The organism is Streptomyces sp. NBC_00887 (assembly GCF_045207585.1).
In genome coordinates, this window is the sequence record NZ_CP108791.1 from 24,808 (window position 1) to 43,538 (window position 18,731).

16 protein-coding genes and 6 pseudogenes are annotated in these 18,731 nt (G+C 67.8%); 12 read left to right on the forward strand and 10 right to left on the reverse strand.

Translation table 11 applies throughout. The features are described 5' to 3' along the window. Positions 1-40 precede the first annotated feature (40 nt). From OG844_RS46930 to OG844_RS46940, 3 genes are all read right to left on the reverse strand, one after another. Positions 41-1,741, reverse strand: a complete 1,701-nt coding sequence (locus OG844_RS46930) for an alpha-glucosidase (RefSeq protein WP_331726369.1) — start codon at positions 1,739-1,741, stop codon at positions 41-43. A 318-nt stretch (positions 1,742-2,059) separates the two neighbouring features. Continuing rightward, complete coding sequence (locus tag OG844_RS46935; protein WP_331726371.1) at positions 2,060-2,401, reverse strand: hypothetical protein; 342 nt, start codon at positions 2,399-2,401, stop codon at positions 2,060-2,062. A gap of 213 nt (positions 2,402-2,614) precedes the next feature. Further along, positions 2,615-2,866 (reverse strand): DUF3253 domain-containing protein, encoded by a 252-nt coding sequence (locus OG844_RS46940; RefSeq protein ID WP_406396546.1) that lies wholly within the window; start codon positions 2,864-2,866, stop codon positions 2,615-2,617. Between the two features lie 347 nt (positions 2,867-3,213). On the opposite strand from OG844_RS46940, the pseudogene OG844_RS46945 reads away from it, so the two are divergent. Beyond that, positions 3,214-3,330, forward strand: a pseudogene (locus OG844_RS46945) (serine/threonine-protein phosphatase); the annotation flags it as partial. A gap of 336 nt (positions 3,331-3,666) precedes the next feature. On the opposite strand, the pseudogene OG844_RS46950 reads toward OG844_RS46945, so the two are convergent. Beyond that, a pseudogene (locus OG844_RS46950) lies at positions 3,667-3,993 on the reverse strand (transposase); the annotation flags it as partial. Between the two features lie 312 nt (positions 3,994-4,305). Between OG844_RS46950 and OG844_RS46955 the strand changes: the two are divergent. Then, positions 4,306-4,731 carry a hypothetical protein gene (locus tag OG844_RS46955; RefSeq protein ID WP_331726413.1) on the forward strand — a complete coding sequence of 142 codons (426 nt, stop codon included), beginning with the start codon at positions 4,306-4,308 and terminating at the stop codon, positions 4,729-4,731. Between the two features lie 35 nt (positions 4,732-4,766). Here OG844_RS46955 and OG844_RS46960 read toward each other — a convergent pair. After that, positions 4,767-4,868 (reverse strand): annotated as a pseudogene (locus tag OG844_RS46960) (IS5/IS1182 family transposase); the annotation flags it as partial. A 52-nt stretch (positions 4,869-4,920) separates the two neighbouring features. Beyond that, the gene (locus tag OG844_RS46965; protein WP_406396533.1) at positions 4,921-5,319 is read right to left on the reverse strand and encodes a hypothetical protein; all 399 of its coding nucleotides are present in this window, start codon (positions 5,317-5,319) and stop codon (positions 4,921-4,923) included. Positions 5,320-5,636: 317 nt separating this feature from the next. Between OG844_RS46965 and OG844_RS46970 the strand changes: the two are divergent. The 3 genes and pseudogenes from OG844_RS46970 to OG844_RS46980 all read left to right on the forward strand — a co-directional run. Further along, positions 5,637-5,859, forward strand: a pseudogene (locus tag OG844_RS46970) (hypothetical protein); the annotation flags it as partial. Between the two features lie 254 nt (positions 5,860-6,113). Next, on the forward strand, positions 6,114-6,494 hold the full coding sequence (locus OG844_RS46975) for an FKBP-type peptidyl-prolyl cis-trans isomerase (RefSeq protein ID WP_331726377.1): 381 nt from the start codon (positions 6,114-6,116) through the stop codon (positions 6,492-6,494). Positions 6,495-6,547: 53 nt separating this feature from the next. After that, positions 6,548-6,682, forward strand: a pseudogene (locus tag OG844_RS46980) (AAA family ATPase); the annotation flags it as partial. Positions 6,683-6,814: 132 nt separating this feature from the next. Here the strand turns inward: OG844_RS46980 and OG844_RS46985 are convergent. After that, a complete protein-coding gene (locus tag OG844_RS46985; protein ID WP_331726408.1) occupies positions 6,815-7,174 on the reverse strand; it encodes a helix-turn-helix domain-containing protein in 360 nt (119 codons plus the stop codon). Between the two features lie 79 nt (positions 7,175-7,253). Between OG844_RS46985 and OG844_RS46990 the strand changes: the two genes are divergently transcribed. The 3 genes from OG844_RS46990 to OG844_RS47000 all read left to right on the forward strand — a co-directional run bounded on the left by OG844_RS46990 (position 7,254) and on the right by OG844_RS47000 (position 9,853). Then, the gene (locus OG844_RS46990; RefSeq protein WP_331726379.1) at positions 7,254-7,958 is read left to right on the forward strand and encodes an SDR family oxidoreductase; all 705 of its coding nucleotides are present in this window, start codon (positions 7,254-7,256) and stop codon (positions 7,956-7,958) included. Between the two features lie 445 nt (positions 7,959-8,403). Then, a complete protein-coding gene (locus tag OG844_RS46995; RefSeq protein ID WP_331726381.1) occupies positions 8,404-8,625 on the forward strand; it encodes a hypothetical protein in 222 nt (73 codons plus the stop codon). Between the two features lie 649 nt (positions 8,626-9,274). Then, a complete protein-coding gene (locus OG844_RS47000) occupies positions 9,275-9,853 on the forward strand; it encodes a dihydrofolate reductase family protein (protein ID WP_331726384.1) in 579 nt (192 codons plus the stop codon). An 873-nt stretch (positions 9,854-10,726) separates the two neighbouring features. Here the strand turns inward: OG844_RS47000 and OG844_RS47005 are convergent. Further along, complete coding sequence (locus tag OG844_RS47005) at positions 10,727-11,176, reverse strand: spore-associated protein (RefSeq protein WP_331726386.1); 450 nt, start codon at positions 11,174-11,176, stop codon at positions 10,727-10,729. A gap of 685 nt (positions 11,177-11,861) precedes the next feature. Between OG844_RS47005 and OG844_RS47010 the strand changes: the two genes are divergently transcribed. The 4 genes and pseudogenes from OG844_RS47010 to OG844_RS47025 all read left to right on the forward strand — a co-directional run bounded on the left by OG844_RS47010 (position 11,862) and on the right by OG844_RS47025 (position 15,460). Then, positions 11,862-13,175 carry a hypothetical protein gene (locus OG844_RS47010; protein WP_331726388.1) on the forward strand — a complete coding sequence of 438 codons (1,314 nt, stop codon included), beginning with the start codon at positions 11,862-11,864 and terminating at the stop codon, positions 13,173-13,175. A 460-nt stretch (positions 13,176-13,635) separates the two neighbouring features. After that, positions 13,636-14,130 (forward strand): GNAT family N-acetyltransferase, encoded by a 495-nt coding sequence (locus OG844_RS47015; RefSeq protein ID WP_331726390.1) that lies wholly within the window; start codon positions 13,636-13,638, stop codon positions 14,128-14,130. Positions 14,131-14,269: 139 nt separating this feature from the next. Next, positions 14,270-14,588, forward strand: a pseudogene (locus OG844_RS47020) (transposase); the annotation flags it as partial. Between the two features lie 272 nt (positions 14,589-14,860). After that, positions 14,861-15,460: a hypothetical protein gene (locus tag OG844_RS47025; protein WP_406396537.1), complete on the forward strand. Its 600-nt coding sequence runs from the start codon at positions 14,861-14,863 to the stop codon at positions 15,458-15,460. 1,184 nt (positions 15,461-16,644) lie between these two features. Here the strand turns inward: OG844_RS47025 and OG844_RS47030 are convergent. After that, a complete protein-coding gene (locus OG844_RS47030; RefSeq protein WP_406396539.1) occupies positions 16,645-16,797 on the reverse strand; it encodes a hypothetical protein in 153 nt (50 codons plus the stop codon). A 32-nt stretch (positions 16,798-16,829) separates the two neighbouring features. Then, a complete protein-coding gene (locus OG844_RS47035; protein WP_406396540.1) occupies positions 16,830-18,563 on the reverse strand; it encodes a hypothetical protein in 1,734 nt (577 codons plus the stop codon). Between the last annotated feature and the right edge of the window lie 168 nt (positions 18,564-18,731).

Genomic DNA, 18,731 nt, shown 5'->3' on the forward strand with positions numbered 1-18,731 from the left:
CACCGGAGGGATCATCGGTCGCCGTCCCCGCCCGCTCGGCTCAGTCGTTGCGCCGGTGCACCCGCGCCTCCCACGGGGCGAGCACCAGGCGGCCGGGCCGCGGGGGGACCGACGGACCGTTGCCCATGACGAGTTCGGCGCCGTCCCATCCGGCGGGCATCACGGCGGAGGCCGTGTCGCCGGTGAAGTTCCCGACGACCAGGAGCACCGTGCGGCCGTACCGGCGGGTGAACGCGTAGATCCGCTCGTCGTCCGGCAGCAGCATCGTGAAGTCGCCGTGCACGACGGCCGGTTCCTGGTGCCGGAGGGCGATCAGCCGACGGTAGTGGTGGTAGACGGAGTCGGGATCCGCGAGGGCCGCTTCGGCGTTGACCTCGGTGTGGTCCGGGTTGACGGGGATCCACGGGGTGCCTGTGGTGAACCCCGCATGCGGGGACGCGTCCCACTGCATGGGTGTGCGGGCGTTGTCGCGGCCCATCGCCCGTAGTCCCGGGAGGACGTCTTCGGGTTCCGCCCCCGCGCGCAGCGTCTCCGTGTAGTGGTTCAGGGACTCGATGTCCCTGAAGTCCTCGATGGTGCGCAAGGGCGCGTTGGCCATGCCGAGTTCCTCGCCCTGGTAGACGTACGGCGTGCCCCGGTGCAGGTGGAGCACGGTCGCGAGCATCGTCGCGGACCGGGTCCGGTGGCTCGGTCCGTCGTCACCGAACCGAGAGACCACCCGGGGCTGGTCGTGGTTGTTCCAGTACAGGCTGTTCCACCCGACGTCGGCGAGGCCGGACTGCCAGCGGCCGAGCGAGGCCTTGAGGTCGGTGAGCCGCAGCGGGCGGGGATCGAACTTGCCCCGCCCGTGGTCGAGCCCTACGTGCTCGAACTGGAAGACCATGTCGAGCTCGGCACGCGCCGGGTCGGTGAACAGGCGGGCCTGCTCGACCGTCACCCCGGGCATCTCCCCGACGGTCAGCAGCCGGCCCGGGTACCGGGCGATCACCTCGCGGTGCATCTCCTGAAGGTAGTCGTGTATGCGGGGTCCGCAGACGAAGTAGGGCGAGCCGTCACCGTACGGCCCCTGTTCGTGCACCTCGCCGTCGGGGAGGGCGGGGTCCTTGGAGATGAGGTTGACGACGTCCATCCGGAAGCCGTCCACGCCCCGGTCCAGCCACCAGCGCATCATCGCGTACACGGCCCGACGCATCCGGGGGTTCTCCCAGTTGAGGTCGGGCTGCTTCGGCGAGAAGAGATGGAGGTAGTACGCGTCGCTCGCCGCGTCCAGCTCCCAGGCGGAACCGGAGAAGAAGGAGCCCCAGTTGTTGGGTTCGCGTCCCTCACGTGACGGACGCCACCAGTACCAGTCGCGCTTCGGGCTCGCCGGGTCGCGTGACTCCTGGAACCACGGATGCTCGTCGGAGGTGTGGTTGACGACCAGGTCCATGACGAGTTTCATCCCGCGCTCGTGCACGGCGCCCAGCAGCCGGTCGAAGGCCGCCAGGTCACCGAAGACGGGGTCGATGTCCTGGTAGTCGCTGATGTCGTACCCGTTGTCGGCCTGCGGGGACGGGTTGACGGGCGACAGCCAAAGCACGCCGACGCCGAGCCCGGACAGATGGTCCAGGCGTCCGGTGAGGCCGTCCAGGTCGCCGACGCCGTCACCGTCGGAGTCGGCGAAGCTGCGCGGATAGACCTGGTAGACCACCGCGGACCGCCACCACGCGTCCTCGGCGTGCCCCATGTCGTCGGCTGCCATCGGTGGACTCCTCTCGCCCGGGGTGGGGAACGTGAGTCTCCTTTCCCCGGGGGCTGAGGTCATACCGGTCAGGGCGGCATCGCCTGCCGAGCGCCCCGGCTCCCCCGGGACGAACCGACCCGCTGGGGCCCATCCCTGCGCGCACCGGCCGACGCCTTCTCGGCGAACTCCCGCGCGAGGTATGTCGGACCTCGCCCCTCAGCGGTCCCGTGCCGGAGGGCACAGCGGTCCGCTTCGAATTGGCAGGGGTCCAGGGACCTGATCGCTCCGTGCACCACGAGCTGGAGCCTCGTACCACGCCCAAGGAGACAACCCGCCTCACGGTGCGCGCCCGCCCTCCTCCCGCTCAGCCTGGTCGAGCTCGTGGAGCCCCCTCTCCCAGCGCAGACGGCGAACCTCGGCAGACTGCTCCCACCAGGGATCACCCCGCTCACCGAGCGCCACCTTCGCGGTGTTCACGCGTTTCCGCGCCCGGCCCTCAGCCTTCGCGTCAGCGGCGCGGCGTGCGGCAGCCACCCCGCGGCGCGCCGCCATCAGATGATGCCGTAGGCGGGAGGCGACGTCTTCGGGGATCTCCGGATCCGTCGCACGCCATCGGCGGTGGTCGACGACCACGTATCTGCCGTCCGGAGTCCGCTCCGGGTCCGCAGGAGGGTTCATCCGGTCGATGCTGTCCTGCGGCTCGGACGGACGACACCAGGACACGCGGTCAACCGCGATCTTCCCCCCCCTGGTCCAGGACGCCTCGTTCTTGCTTCTCCGCGCGTATCCGTGAGTTTCGGCGCGTACGCGATCTGTCCGCTTCCCTGAGCCGGAGGTCAGGGGCGCCTCATGGCACCCGTCCGGCCGGGTGCCACACGAGCGGGACGGACCTCAGCGGGCGCGACGGATGCGGATCGGGCCGCGGACCTTCGAGGGCTCGACGGGGCTACCACCCTGCGTGATCTCCACCTCACCGGCCTCGACCAGCCGGTGGGCCGCGCGACGTGCCGGCTCCATCAGCGCGCGCCAGCCGTCGCCCTCCCCTTCGTACACCGCCCGTGCGGCGTCGGAGGGGCAGATCGTGGCTTTCGGGTCACGCCGCTCCAACAGCTCCAGAATGGTCCGTTCCAAGCGTCGGTCCATCTGCCGCTCGTCGTCCTCCACTCCCCCAGTGTCGCACCCTGGAGCGGACGGCCAGAGGCTGTTCTCGCGCACGCGCACCCACTGCCGCCCTTGAAGCGTTGGCTGTACTCTCCCCCCGCGCCAGGCTGACGGACTGCGCCAGCAGCTGTGGCCTTCTGTGGCTTCCCCGGCCCACCCACCACGAGCACGGGAGCGTTTGGCATCATCGAATTCCAGCGTCTGCGCAGTCGGGCGGAGATCCTCAACCACATCCTCGGGTGGGTGCCGTCACGGCTTGATCGAGCCTCCCGACCAGGCCGGTACCGACCGTGAGCGGGGAGGATAGCCCGTGACTTCCGGAGGCTGATGTGGCGCGTGACGGAATGGGGCTGGCCGAGGTCATGGCGGCGGCGGAAGACGCCGCGCCGGTGGACTCCCTCGATGTCGTGGCGCGCAATCTGCGCGCCCGGTTCAGCGCGCGATATCCACGAACGCGGACGCATACAAGGGCTCCCGGCGTCATGGTTACACCTGAGCTCAGGCGGCTGTTCGATGGAGTGGTACGTCTCGTTGCTCGCCGTCGACAACCCGGTGCTGCTCTACGACTCCGGGGGTTGGGATCCGACGTGGGGCCAGCGTCCTCACGACGGGCTGCGTCATGCGACCGCATCACTGTGGCGGTGGCTGTGGACCTGGGCCGACGGCGGCAACGTCTGGGACGCAGTACTCAGCCGGTAGCAACCCTGGCCGCGATCGAGGCTCGGCATACCCCATCTCATTCTGTGACGAGCAGTAGGCCGGCCGTCTGCGAACAGGGCAAGGAGGTCAGCCGCGGCGGGGTGGCTCGCGTGGCCTTCGGCCTTGCGGACTTTGCCGCGGAGGATGTTGGTGAGCTGGTCGAAGAGGCCGTCGGCTTCCCAGCGGGCGAAGAAGCCGTAGACGGTGTGGTGGGGTGGGAAGTCGTGGGGGAGGTAGCGCCAGGGTATGCCGGTGCGGTCGACGTAGAGGATGGCGTTCATCAGGGTGCGTAGGTCGTGGGTGGGCTTGCGGATGCCGGCGCGGGCTCGGCGCCAGGCTTCCAGGGTGGGGCGGATGAGTTCCCAGCGGGCGTCGGACAGGTCGCTGGGGTAGGACTGTGAGGGCTGCATGATGCCTGGGTACGTGGCGGCGGCCGACCTGGGCAGGGCGTGTGGCGGGGCATTCGGGGCACCGGGGCGCGGGTTCGCAGACCTGCATGAACCAGGTTGCTTCTGAATGAGACGGGATCTCTCATTAGAAACCCGGCGCATTACTGGTCTCCGGATTGCCGCATAAGGCACTTCCCCGGCAAATCATCGCTCAGGCGATCACGCTTGACCGCTCAGAACCGCAGCCAAACACCTGATATGCGAACCAAACGCTCACTTACAGGAAGCCCCTTAAGCTCTGCGGAGATTGTCGTCGCGCGTATGGGAGTCCGCATGTCCTCAACAAGCACGGTTCGTATCCGAGTTGCGGTGATAGCCGGTGTAGCGGTGCTCGCTGCCTTTCTGGTCGGCCTCTTCCTTGCCCTGAGCAGGAGCCTGAACCCTCTTGAAGAGACCGCTGCCGACTATCTCGGTCACCTGAGCACGGCAGACGGGCATGCCGCGTGCACCGCCATGACGAGAACAGCTCAAGCCGAACTCGCCGCCACGTACCGGGTAGCGGACTGCCCCGCAGCCGTTGGAAAGTTACTCGAACCTCTGGCTCCCGCCCAGCAGAACGAGCTCGCCGGTACCGACACACGGTTCCCCAAGACTTCAGGAGTCACGGGGTACGTCGACCTTGACAGCAACCCCCTGGGACTCTCGCGGCTGGTCTTGAAGGACGTCGACGGCACATGGCACATTGCCGAACTCCAGTGACATACCCCGTAGTTCCCTCGAAGGGATGCCTCCATCTTGCGGCCGGGATGCCGGTAGCGCCGTTCATGCCGGGGCAGTAACGGCTCGACCACCGCCCACAACTCGTCACCGACCTCCCACGGCTTCGACCGAAGCATCCTCACCCCCAACGAACAAGATCACTTGCCCCTCCACCGTGCCACACAAAGATCATTCTGCAAGGACCCCTAACACGGGCGGTCGGGATACTCCGGAGACGTACGCCTTGAGGCCGTACCGGGTGAACTTGCCGCCGGGTACGAGTTTTGCTCCGGCCGGCGGCGGGGCAGGCATTTTCCGCTTGGCCCGAACACTCTGGTCGCCGCCGATCAGATGCCGGTTGTCGACGCTTGCGGCGCAGTCGCTCGTGGAGACGTCCGCGTACGGGCGGCGGCAGGCCCTGCAGTAGGTATCCACGGCGTCGATGCGCTGCTCTTCCTTGGTCCGGAAGGAGCCGCGGAAGTCGGCAACACGTGCGACCGAGTCGTCGACGACGACCTCGGCCGCGACCACCCAAGTGTGCGGGTGGTTGAGAGTGCTGGTGGAACGGGACGTCGAATCTACAGTCACGCGCTGATCTCTCCCATGAAAACCGGGGCCCGCTCCAAGGCCTTACTCAGTGAGAGACGCGCCAGTGCGCGCATTCGTTACGTCAACTGGCCGTAGCGGGCCGGGGCCCAGTTGGTGGGGCTCCTTCCTTCTCGTTTGGGCATGGGCAACCAGTCCCCGGACCACGCGACGGCCTTGCCGGGTATCGCGCGTGGTCCGGGGACTGGAGTCTGGGGTTACCGCTGCATCTCGGCTGCGGCATGGATCGCGGGGAGCGCGCTAGCGATTCAGCCTGTCGCGGCCGGCTATTCCCGGCTGTCTCCTGTCCCATACCCCACAAGGAGCTCATCTCCTCCGGCGGCAACGCTTCCGGTCCTGTCAGGTTCTTGCGGGGCGCAGACGCGTCCGCCGGAACGATCAAGTCCGGTGGTGCGACCCGCCGCGCGGCCAAGATGGTCATTCTCGACGTCGACCACCCCGACATCGAGACCAAGGTCAAGGAGGAGGAGAAGATCCGCACCCTGCGTGACGCGGGCTTCGACATGGACCTGGGCGGCGCTCGCGCGCCGGGGACCGGATACGCGAAGGACGTCCCGAGCACGGCCCCCGCGCGCGCCAACGGCCACCGCATCCTGCTGATGGCGTCCGGAGGCGCCGCCGACCTGCGCCGAGTTGACCCGGCTCTCCTGCACCCCGCCGACCGCCTGGTCCTCAACGACGTCGACCCCCGCGGCATGATGATCTACTGCATGGAGTGACCATGCGCCTGACTGGTCTGTTTGAGAGTTGTTGGGCGGCGAGCGAATGAGGCTGCGATGAGTGAACTGACGAAGCCCGAGATCGACCTTCCGGACGGTGACGCTCCCACCGAGCTGACAGTCCGCGACCTTGTCGTCGGGGACGGGCTTGAGGCGAAGCCGGGCAGGGTTGTCCGGGTTCACTACGTCGGGGTCACCTTCGAGTCCGGAAGGGAGTTCGACACTTCTTGGGATCGGGGCCAGGCGTTCAAGTTCGCCGTGGGCGGTGGCAAGGTCATCAAGGGCTTCGACCGGGGGGTCAGAGGGATGAAGGTCGGCGGTCGGCGCGAGATCGTCGTTCCCCCGCGTCTCGGCTACGGCAACCAGTCGCCCTCGTCGTTGATCCCGGCGGGTTCAACACTTGTCTTCGTGGTGGACTTGCTCTCCGTCGCAGTCTGAGGCCTTCTGCTACCCGGTGTCTCCGCCCGGGACCAAGGCCGTCGACGATCGGGGCCCGCCTCCGCTCTGAACGACGAATCACGGCACCGGGTTTTCAGCGGGAGAGGTCGCTTCGGACGTTCGATTTCGATGCCAACTCCACCATCGATGCGGCCACCGTCCGTACTCTCGCCACCTGCGAATGGATCGGCTATCCGCTGCAGACTCCGGGGCCACGGCCTGTCAGCTTCCGCCCAGGCGACGGGCCGTCGGCCCGAGACGCTCCAGTAGGCTGCGTCGGCCATGGATACGCACGGACTCGGCACGAAGCGGCTCATGGGTCAAACCATCGACTGGCGGGCCCGGGCCACCTCGATGTCCGGGACATGCTCCTCGGCCCAGAGCCGTACGGCGCGCAGTGGGATGAGCAGAGAGCGGCCCAGCGGTGTCAGGGCGTACTCGACGCGGGGCGGGTTCTCGTCGTACTCGTGGCGGCTGATCAGACCGTCGGTTTCCAGGGAGCGCAGCGTCTCGGTCAGGGCCTTGGGGGTGATGCCCCGGATATGTCCCTTCAATTCGCCGAAGCGGCGAGGTCCGCCGTCCAGGGCGTTGACGACGAACACGGTCCAGCGGGCGCCGATACGGTGCAGCACCGTGCGGCTCGGGCAGGTCGCTGCCATCACGTTGTACGCCGTCCCCATCGCTGCTCCCAGTTTCGTTGAAGATACCGGTATCAAATCCATACCGTTGTACCCGATCGTACGAGAGGGAGTGGGAAACATGGAACGGATCCTGGTCATCGGCGGTGCACGGGCGCTCGGCGCGGCCGTGGCGAGGCGTGCGGTGAAGGACGGGTACGACGTGGTCGTCGGTGCCCGCGATCTGGCTGCGGCCGAGGTGGTGGCGGGCGAGATCGGCGCCATGGCGGTGCGGGTCGATCTGCAGGACGAGGCGACGCTCGCGGCCGCGGCGCAACGGCTGAAGGACGGGATCGACCACATCGTGACGACCGGTTCGGCGCCGCACGATGTTCGCGCGACCGAGCTGGACCGGGACAAGCTACTGGCTGCGTTCACGGCGAAGGTGGTCGGCCCGATGCTGGTGGCCAAGCACTTCGCGCCGGTCCTGCGCCCGACCGGGTCGATGGTGCTGTTCTCCGGTGTCGTCGGCTGGCGCCCCGGGCCGGGATCACTCGTCAAGGGGGTCACCAACGGTGCGGTCGAGTACGCCGCGCGTCACCTGGCCGCGGATCTCGCGCCGGTACGGGTCAATGCCCTCTCGCCCGGTGTCGTGGACTCGGGCGCATGGGATCGCCTCGGTGACAAGAAGGCCGACCTGTTGAGCAAGAGCGCGGCCAAGACCTTCGTCGCACGCCACGGCGAGAGCGACGACGTCGTCGAGACGGTGATGTGGCTCCTGCGTGCGGGTTTCATCTCCGGCGAGACGATCCACATCGAGGGCGGCTCCCGCCACAAAACCGGCTGACGCCGCGCCGCCGAGTGCTTTCGGCTCGCGAGACTGAAACCCGGCAGCATCCGGACGTCGCCCCTGAGCCGGCAGTCCCGAGGACTCAATTTCAGTCCTTCACGCCGGACAGCACATGTCCGACTCCCGGGCCCGGCCATGGACGGATCTTCCCGGCCCTGGAACACCCGACCGCCCGGCGCCCTCGTTCCCGGCCGCCACGCGGCTCCCACACAGGCCTGGCCACCACTTCACACCAGTCACCCAGGAGACAGACCATGTCCGAGCACATTCTCGTCGTCGGCCCAGGCCGCGATTTTCCCCCCGCCTGCGCCGCGCCAGGCCCGGGACCCGGACCACGGTCATCTGCGACAGCACCTCCATCGGCCGGATCCGCAAGCCCGGTGAGAACGCCCGGGTCATCTGCCTGCGCAAGGAGGCCCCGAGCAGGAATGGCGACCTGGCCATGGCCGGGCACAAGGTCGACCCGTTCACCCGCATCGGCTCGTTCGGCGAGTCGGACCAGTTCCCCTACGCGGCGATCGCCGGAACCCTGGGACTGCCCGCACACAGCCCGCACACCGTGAACCTCGCCAACGACAAGGCCGCGATGCGCGCCTGGCTGCGCGAGAAGATCTTCTGCGAACTCCCCCCAAGCGGGCAGTTGTTCGTCCGGCAGTTCGCGTAGTCGGCTGGCAAGACGCTGGTCACGTCGAATCTTTTGTCGGTCCAGAGAGAGAGCGGAATCCTGTCGCTACGATCCGCCCCCGGTCCGCGCGCGTGCACCCCACGGGCCTCCTGCGCACCTCGTGGCTCCCTTGGACCTGTACAACTCGGGCCATGGTCATCGTGGGTCTGCCGCGTCGCTCCTGCCCAGGAAACGGAAGGCAGAACAAGTACTCCGAACCCCCGCCGCCCGATGCCGCAGGACAGGGCTTCCCAGTGCCGTCCCTCCACCCGCGCGACCCCCCTGCCGACCGGTCGGGTGGTCCGGGCACGAACCCGGTGCGCCGGGCCGTTGCCCGCCTGCGGCCGGGACATCATCACAGGAGTCCCGCCACCAGCAGGAGAGGGCTCCACGGGCTGACTGCCCAGCCCCGCACAGCTCAGGCACCGGTGCCGCAGACCGCACGAGGTCATGCCGGTGGACAGGCGTGCCGCCTGCTCCTTCCCGCCCGCAACGGGACCGGTCACCCGGCCCGCCCCCGGCCCGTGGCGGAGCCCTGAGGGGGCGTATCCGGGGCGCCCGGGCACCGGGAGTCCGCAAGCGGCGGGCCCCGCCGTGACTGCCGGCCCGTACCGCCAGAACGCCACCAACCACACTCCAGGAGAACGTGATGACCGCTACCTATACGTTCGACGTCTTCTCCAGCCTCGACGGCTTCGGCGCTGCCGGCGGCAACTGGACCGGCTACTGGGGCAAGCAGGGCCCCGAACTCCTGGCTCACCGCCTCGCCCTGTACGCCCAGGAGCAGCGGATGGTGTTCGGAGCGAACACCTACCGGCTGTTCACACGGATGCTCGCCTCCAGCACCGAGGAGTCCGAAGTGCGTGACCCATGGGTCACACGGATGAGAAGCCTGCCCGCGACGGTGGTATCGACCACACTGGACGGGCCCCTCGACTGGCCGGACGGGAACGTGGTCAGCGGCGACGCAGTCGATATCGTCGCCCGGCTGAAGGAAGAATCGAAGGTGCCGCTGCGCTCCCACGGCAGCCTGTCGATGAATCGGGCCCTGATGGCCGCCGGCCTGGTCGACCATGTCCAGGTGACACTCTTCCCAGTGATCACCGGTCGAACCGGGCTCGACCCCGTCTTCAAAGACGGCGCCGACTTCGACCTCGAACTGACCGAACACCGGACACTCGACAGCAACATCCAAGAACTCCTCTACCGGCCCACCCTCCACATCTAAAACGCGGCCCACCCGGGAAACCAGCCCCCACCCACGAAACCAATCCCCGCCGGGAGGCCATTCCGCAACCGGGCCAAGCGACGGTACTCCCGGTGACAAGCGGCAGACCACCCTGGTCACGGGGCGGCCGCCCGACAGTCAGCCGACAGCGCCGAGCACAAAAGGCCGGGCACACGGGGCGGGTGCCGAGACCCGTGCGCAGGGGGCGGACCCGCCCCGTGCGCGGAGGAGCGGAGCAGCGCCTGCGCAGAGGTGCGGGGCGGCGCCTGCGCCGGTGGCGGCGACGCCGTGTTCGGCGTCGAACCTTTCGGTGGCAGAGGAATCCAGCACAGAGACCCGTACGCAGAAGGGCTCAGGGAGTTGGGCGCAGAGGGTCGGAGGCGCCCCGTGCGCAGGGGCGGGATGGCGCGGCTCCGGTGGACATTCCGCGAAAAGGGAGATCAACAGAGTCGGTCCCAGGTGACGCAACGTCACCTTGGGCCGAGGCCGGCCTTCAGGAGGGACGCGTGGATCGGTCCTTGGTCTTGTTCGGATCCGGGGACGACACGATGGCCGCGCAGTCAGATCCGCGTGTGATGACACATCAGGTTCGAGCTCACTCCGGCGCAGCGGCATACCGAGAACCGCAACGGGGTGGGGCGGGGGGCGGCTGTGGGCCGTGGGGCGGCCCTGACTGCGGCACCTCCCGGGGTACTGCCGGGCCGGTATCGGCGGGCGGCGGCCCGGCACACTGCGAAGTCCCGCACCGCCGCCTCCGGCTCACACCTGCCGGCCTGACAGCCGTCAGCCGACCAGCCGTCAGCCGCGGTGTTCGCCGGGGCCGGACTGCGGGTGGCGGTGGCGCGGGGATTCACAGCGCGGTGCAGTGACGGGTCAGCGGACTTCGGTGACCCGGCGCTCCCTCAGGGCGGCACAGTTGGAGTTCTCCACCGACACGTAGATGTTGTCGATGTTGCCGCCCCAGCTGACGCAGTAGCCCCTGCCGTAGACGTAGGCCGGTCCGGCGTACGAGGTGAAGTCCCCGTAGTCGCCGGCCCACTCATCGGTCGCGGGGACGTAGATGTACGTCGACATGTTCTTCACGGCGCCGGGGTTGTTGCGGATCGTCGCGACGCAGTTCTTGCCGTTCGTGGAGTTGTACGTCAGGTACACGGTGCCCAGCGAGCCCACGGGAACCGAGTTGACGGTCTTGTAGGCGCTGCCGCACACAGTCCGCGGCGTGACATTCGGTGCGGCGAAGGCAGTCGTACCGAGCGCGGTCGTAGCACCCACCGCCAGAGCAGTCAAAGCCCCAGCAGCTGCGATACTGCGCGTCATTCTCATATTTCCCCCTTGTGCCTCGGAGAGCGGTTTGCTCACACTTGATGTGACCCACGAGCCGTCCGGATGGTTGTGCCGCGTCCATGCCGAACTCACCCACACACCACGCACAGAGCCACCCGACCACAGCACTCAGAGAAGCCCCCCCCCCGGGCAGGAAGCGATACGAGGCGAAGCGGCCCGCACAGCACGGGCGAGACGAGACGAGCCGGCACCCGGCCGGACCGAAGCCGGTACCGGGGCCGTCCGCACGGCACGGGCGAGGCGGGCCCGGACCAAAGCACCGGCCGCAAAGACACATCAACCAAAGCAATAGGCCACCGCCGGCAAAAGAGCGCAGGCACCAGAAGCAGCCCCCGCCCCTCCACATACGGATCCCGCTCACCCGGATAATCCACCTCAAGAACGGCGACCGCCAAACAGCCATCGGACGGAACGTCCGAGCGCGATGGTTGGCCGGTCGGAGCGTTCTGCTTGACCTGCGCACGCATTGCTCCATGCCTCACGGCGGGGAGGCCCCGCCATCTGTCGAGCCGGGCCCACCGCAAGGTGCAGCGCGACCGTACGGAGCCGGGGCCGGGGCGCTCCGAACGTGGTGAAACATGTGGGTGACGCCGCGCGGCGGTGGCGTTGTCGTACCCATGCGCGACCATGCCGTAATCGGGCGGAAGAACACTGGGAGGGCTTGATGAATGTCGGCTTGGTGAGGGACTTGGCTTGCCCGGACCGGCGCGTTGCAGCGGCGGAAGTATTGGCCAGGGGCGGGGAGGCGGCGGCGAAGGCCATTGTGCGTGAGCTGGCGGATGAATCGTCGCCCGTGGAATGGCGGGAGGCCGCTCCCGTGCTGCAGCGCATCGGGGGCGCGGCGTTCGACCACCTGGTCCAAGGACTCCTCGACGCGCCTACTGTGGAGGTGCGAGACAAGGTCGGCCTCGTGTACACACGATTGGGCGCGGGGTTCCTCGATCAGTACGCCACCGCGATGGCGCATCCCTCGCCGTTTGTCCGCCGCCAGTCGGTGCTCGGGATCCGGCTCTGCGACGGGGCCGGCCTGTCGACCGTTCCCGCTCTGTTGCCGCTGCTCGGCGATACCGATCCTGAGGTCGCCCAAGAGGCGCAGGACACCTTGATGATCCGTGGCCAGGAGATCAAGGCAAGCCTTGTTCCTCTCCTCCAGCAGGTCCGACGGGCGGGCCCCGGCCGGCAGCGTGCAGGGGCGCTGTCCGTCCTCGCGGCGCTGGGCGGTGAGACCGTGCTGCCTGCACAGGACGTGGCGGCAATCGAGCGGCTTATCCGCGTGAAACTCGCGAATGACCGGCCGACGGCGTTGTGGGCATGTTGGAATCACTGGATCGCGGTTCCGAGCGGGGATCAGGCCGGGATCATCACCACCCTGGGACTGACGGATCCGAGACCGGTGACCTTCGCGCTCGGCAACGACATCGTGGACTCTGACGGCCACGACGCCGGTCCGGGTGGTCACGACGGCTTCACCAGGGTCTTCGTCACCCCTGAACTCGACGGCTGGACCTTCGTGCTCGGCGCGTGGTGCGACCCCTGCGACGCAGAGCGGGAGGAGGACGTCCTGAGGCTCTGCACTCTGCTCAGCTCACGCTACGGACGCGCCGAGGCGTACTACTACGGCGCTCAGGGCGACGGCTCCGCTTGGCTCGTCACCGAACACGGCAAGGTGATCCGACGCTACTGCGAGACCGGCGAAGGCGAGGATGAACTGCTGACCCTGGGCGATCCCCTGCCGTTCGAGCGGACTCGCCGAGAGGAACTCGGCCTCCAGCCCATAGGGGACCCCGCGCTGGAATCCGAGGACGATGCGGACGAATGGAAACGGGCTGCGTTCGATCTCGCACCCGAGATCGCCAAACATCTTGGGGGCAGCCCTCTCAGCATCGGCCCGCAGACCGTCTCGCGTGGTGTCGGCGTCATCGCCCTGACCCCGTACGGGGTTGTCGAAGGTGTACCCGCAGGCACGTACCGCATCTGAGCCCTTCAGACCACGGGCGAGTACCCGGCCTCCCCCTTCGCGCAAAAGTGAGCGTGTACTTGGCCAGACGGGCCATCTACTGCGCTCGCTCACACCGAGACTCGAGCACAGGTGCCATCCCCATGCGCCGACGTGCGAATACCCCAAAGTATCCAGGTGAACGACTGTGGCGCGAGGCGGGCCGGAACGGCTCTCCGCAGCTCAGTGGGACTACGGGCGGCTCCAACAAGCGCAACGGGTGTGGCGCTATCGCCGGTTCAGGGTGATCCGCAAGCGGCCTGCCTCCTGGTGAAGGCGACGCCAGCGGTTGGCGCGGGCTGCACCTGTCGTCGCCCCCTTGAGACATGAGGATGCTGTTTAGTAGTCCAGCCGTAGATCTCTAGGTGCCCTTGTCTTGGGGCTGTCTGCCGCTGGCGGAACCTCAGGTGGCCTCAGCGCATGATCTGGGTACAGTCGGCCGATGCCCGATCTGAAGCGGCTGCATACCGGCCACGCCCCGGCGGTCCTGGCCTTCGAGTTGGCGAACCGCTCCTACTTCGCTGCCTCGGTCCCCGACCGCGGCGACGAGTTCTTCGACCAGTTCACCGACCGGTACAACGCCTCGCTGGCCGAGCAGGAGGCCGGCATCTGCGCCTTCTACGTGCTCGTCGCCGAGGACGGCTCGCTACTCGGCAGGTTCAACCTGTACGACCTGGAGGACGGCATTGCCAGACTCGGCTACCGGGTTGCGGAGCGGGTCGCCGGCCGCGGCGTGGCGACCGCGACCGTCCGGGAGCTGTGCGGGATGGCGACCGCGAGGCATGGCCTGCGCACACTGCGGGCCGCCACCTCCCACGACAATGCCGCGTCCCAGAAAGTCTTGGCCAAGGCCGGGTTCGTTCCGGTTGGCCCTGCCACCCCGGCCGATCTCGGCGGCAAGTCAGGCACTTGGTACCAGCGCGGCCTCCAGCCATAGACCTTGATCTTGCTCGTGGGTTGGCTACGGGAAGACTCCGGCCACCGCTGATCATCGGTGTGTGAAGACTAACGATCTTGCGGTGGCCGCAGGTCACAGCGTTGCCCCTGCCTGCTGGCAGGAAGGGTTCGAGGGCCTGATGAGTCGGATAGCCGGCCGGTTCACCCGGGTTGAACACCGGCGTCGGGTGGGGGACCTGGTGCTGGGGCTGCTGTCGGACCTGCCACGCAAAAACTGCTGGAGCATCACCGAGTGGGCCGGAGAGGTCACTCCGGACGGCATGCAGCACCTGCTCGGCCGGTCCCGATGGATGCCGACGCCGTGCGTGATGACGTGCGTGAGTACGTCCTGGAGCATCTGCACGACGAGCGTGCAGTGCTGGTGATCGACGAGACCGGGGACGTGAAGGAGGGCACGCACACCGTCGGCGTCAGCGCCAGTACACCGGCAGCGCCGGGAGCAGCGTGTCGCCGTCCTTCGCCCACCGAATGACCAGATACAACCCCGTCGACCGCGACGAGCACGGCCGCTACAGCGGTGCCGACAACACGGTGAGCGACCATGGGCCGGTCGAAGTGGCTTACTTGGAGGCGATCGCCGCCTTCGCGCAGGACTCGGGCATTGACCGGCTGGAGATCCGCGAGCCAGAGGTCACCTGCTTGGCCAACTTCGACCTGGAGACGCTCCAGGCTATGGTGCACCGATTCAGGAGCTGCGGGAGGAAACCGGCATGGGGGAGCTGCGAGGCAGCTACAGGGTTCATTTCGGGCTGGCGTTGGTCCTCTGCGGGTTCGCTCTGTTGTGTATGGCCTCGACCTGGCTGCCCGGCGACTACACCGCGCCGAGGTGGCTCGTAGTGGGCTTGTTCGTCGCGTTGTTCCCGGTCTTCATCGTCGCGCTCGTCCGGGCCCACATCAGCGGATCCAGTGCGCAGCTGATGGGCTGGAACAACGGCATTCAGCTCATTCGGTATGTCCTGGTAGTGCCACTCGCCCTCAAGATCACCTACGTGTCGATCATCATCCTTGCCGCACTTGGCTTCGCAACCGGTGCAAGCACGGCCAAGGATGCGCAAGCAGACGCGGCGGGCTACTACTACACCCACTGGGACAAGACCGCGCACCCTCAGCACAGCACCAGAGTGAAACTCACCGAACCCGAGTACTACGAAGCGCTGAAAAGCCAACTCCGCATCTTCAGCGCCGGCCCAGCCATGCTCTACGCGTTCAGCAGTTTCCTCGTCCTCACCTCCTCATCAGCAGCCGCCGCCCACACCCGGACCGCTCCAGACCGTTCATCCGGCTCCGCAAAGCACCCCACGTCGCCTTGAGCCCTCACGGGCTCCCTGAATACCGCAAGGGTGCCACTCCCCCACCGCCGGGGCGGGGCGCAGCGGGTCAGCCGCGCCCTTTTTCCGTGGCCCAGGTCTTGCCTGGTGAGGATCCGGTTTCGTAGACCGGCATCCGACGAGCAGACCGTCAAGAGCAAATAGGGATCCTGCTGATTGAGAGGCGACGAACTAGCCGAACTCTCGAGCCTGACTGCCGAATACGCCTTGGTTCCCGGCAAAAGCTCCTCTGTCACGCTGTACAACAATTGTGGCCTCCAGCCGACGGAATGCCCCTCGGCCGCGACCTGGTGGAGGGCGATGCAACGGCTCAGGCCTGTGGGACACTTCCGGGAACTGGCATTCCTCAATTGCGGCATGGACAATTTTGCTCGGCGGCCCTCTATCTGCGGAAAACTTTGCGGCTCGAAGTAGGCAGTCCCCCATCCTCCTCCTGCCTCAAGACGAGGAAGAGCTCCTCACGGCTCTGCGTCGCAGTCACCCAGAGATCCAGGTCCTCGACGGCTCTGTCGCCTGGGACTCCCCAGATTCTCCGCCTGTACGCGATTCTCTAACTAAGACTGGGACGATTGCCTCGATTTGGAATCCTGTGATCTATCCAATCCTGCCCGTTGAAGTACGTAGTAACGGGTCGGTTCGGGGCCCTCAAGCCGGCCCGGTAGTTCAGTGGATTCGTAGTCGAGTCAGGGAGGGTGACCGCCTCGAGGCCGGCCGCTGGGCGGCGACCATGGATGGTGCCACTGCACCAGAGATGAACGCGTTCATCGGCGACATCTGGGATATTTTTTCCGCCTCACCGGCAACAAATTGTGCCGACTGGGCCCCTGCGCGGGTGATCATATTCTCCAGGCCAAGTATCGGGTAGGCTCGAAGGCACTGCAATCTGCGATTTCTGGCGATATCAAGCTGCACGACGGACAAATGAAGCTCGTTCCTCCGGCGCCTCCAGTATCAAGTGGTTCGCTGTGATTCAATTCGCTGAGCCATCGCTGTCGATAAGGGCCCTACGGAGTTTGATGGCAACACTGACGGCAAAGTCAGCGGACGACTGCCGCTACAGCTGGGCCACAGGGGTTCGTCGGTGAGGCTGAACGGCTTTGCCCCAGGCACCGGCTTTGGCATCGCAGAACGAATGTTGCTTCGCTCTGCAATGAAGGCGGCGGCGTTCAGCGCCGGGCTGCCACTGCTTCCGCCGCCTCGGCCAGGATGCGGTACAGGGCAGAGACCGGGATCCCCGGGTTCATGACCGCCGCGCATGCCGTGTCGCGGTCGTGCAGCAGCGCGGCAAGGACGCGGGCCGGAAGCCCTGGATTGCGCATAGCGGTCCCGCGGACCTCAGCCGACGGGTCGTTCAGCAGCCGCACCGCGTCGGCCGGTGACAGCCGGGGGTCCTCGGCTGCTCGGCGGCGCACCTCGGCTTCTGGGTCGCGGGCGAAACTTGCGACGTCGGCAGGCATGGACTCCGGATCGTCCAGGGCCAGGCGGCGCATCCGCCCACAGGGGTCGCCGACGTAGCGCAGCAGGCCCGTACGAGAAAAGTTGGGGTGGCTGCGGGGGCGGTCGGGGTGAGTGAAGCTTCCGTCCCACCAGCGCCAGACCTCCAGCAGCATCTCGGCCGACGCGTCCTCGCACGATTCGGCCAGGAAGAGGCGGACCGTGCGGTCCTCGTCCCGCGCCAGACGCTCCACGACGTCCGGTGGAAGATGCCGGGCACGGGCCACGCTCGGCGGATGAGCGGATGGGACGATACGGCGAGGCGACGCATCGCGTCGGCGTCACCGTGCAGGCCCTCGACCCAGGGCAGAGTGCGCGACATCGGCGTCACGTCGAAGTCGTAGCGCACTGCGGCACGCTTCTCCTCGTCGAGGTCGGGCCGCAGTGCCACGGCCGAGCGGATGTCGTCGCATGGATCCTCCGCCAGGACGGCGACGCTGTGTGCACTGAGCCGCGGGTTGGCGGCCAGCGCTCGGCGTACCTCCGCATCCCCGTCCCGGACCAGCTCCGCCTCCAGCACGGGCGAGAGACGGCACTGATCAAGTGCCCGCCGTGGCGCGGGCAGCGCGGCAAAGACCTCGCGAGGCATGGGGACACGGGTGTGGTGGGCGAGCAGAGCCGCCGTACGCACCGCGCCATCGGTGTCTGCCAGCAGTCGCGCTCGCAGCGGCGCGGCAAGGTCTTCCCATCGGGCGCAGGCAGTTGCCCGCACCCGGGGATCGGCGTCGGCCGCGAGGCCGGGGAGGTGGTGTGCGGGGAGCCCTGGGAGTTCGGCGGCCTGAGCGCGGGCCGGGCCGGCGAGGAGGTCGTCGTACAGGTCACCGGGAAGTTCGACGCCCCAGGCGCAGGCATTCTCGGCCCAGGGCACGCGCCGGCCCGGCGACGGCTCGGCGCGGATCAGGCGTACCCATTGGTCGGACGTGAGCTTGGGCCGGAAGGTGTCCGCGGGCCTCGAGCGCACCCGGGGATCAGTATGCGACACGGCGGCGTCGAGTACGGCAGGCCGGTCGCAACCGTGCAGGAAGCCGACCTCCACATCCAGCAGCCGGATCAGCAGCTCGTCCGGCGCGGCCGGGTTGAACCCGATCCCCTCCGCCCAGTGCAAAGGCCATGCCGGCCGGCCGGGCACCGCAGCCCACACCTCGGCGCGCTCGGCCTCCGTCTCGCTCCCGGCAGCAGCGGCAGCCTCATCCAGCCGCTCCGGCAGTCGGTCAAGGGCCGTCACCCGAGGCCCTTCCACGCTGGGCACCTCCGACAGCAGCACCTGCCCGTCGGGGGAGAGCGCCACGAACCCAGGGTCGCCGGTCAGCCCCGGCACACCGCCGTCGGCGTAGCGGACCCGGGTCCACCAGGAGTCGTTGCCGCCGATCCGATGTCCGAGGACGGCCACCAGGAACTCACCGTCGGCATCTGCAAGGCGGCACCACCACGCGGCGTCGAGCGCTTCCCGGGCCGCACCGTCCGGCGCCGGGATCCCCCGCGCGATCCGCCAGCCGGCCTCCGGCGGGAACAGGCTGCCCGGGCGCACGTCCTCGACGACCGTGAGTCCGGCGCATAGGAGCAGTTCGTGGAGTTCCTCTCGGTGGTGCACGCGATCATGATCCCCGCCGACTCGCGGAGGGACAAGGCCCTCGCCCCAGACGCAGCCGGCCCTCAACTGCGTACACGTCATGGGCTGCCGTGTCGTTCGGTCCCGCCCAGGCAGCTCGAGTCGGCCCCATGGGTGCAGCACGGACTCTGCGTCGGCTCCAGAATGGAA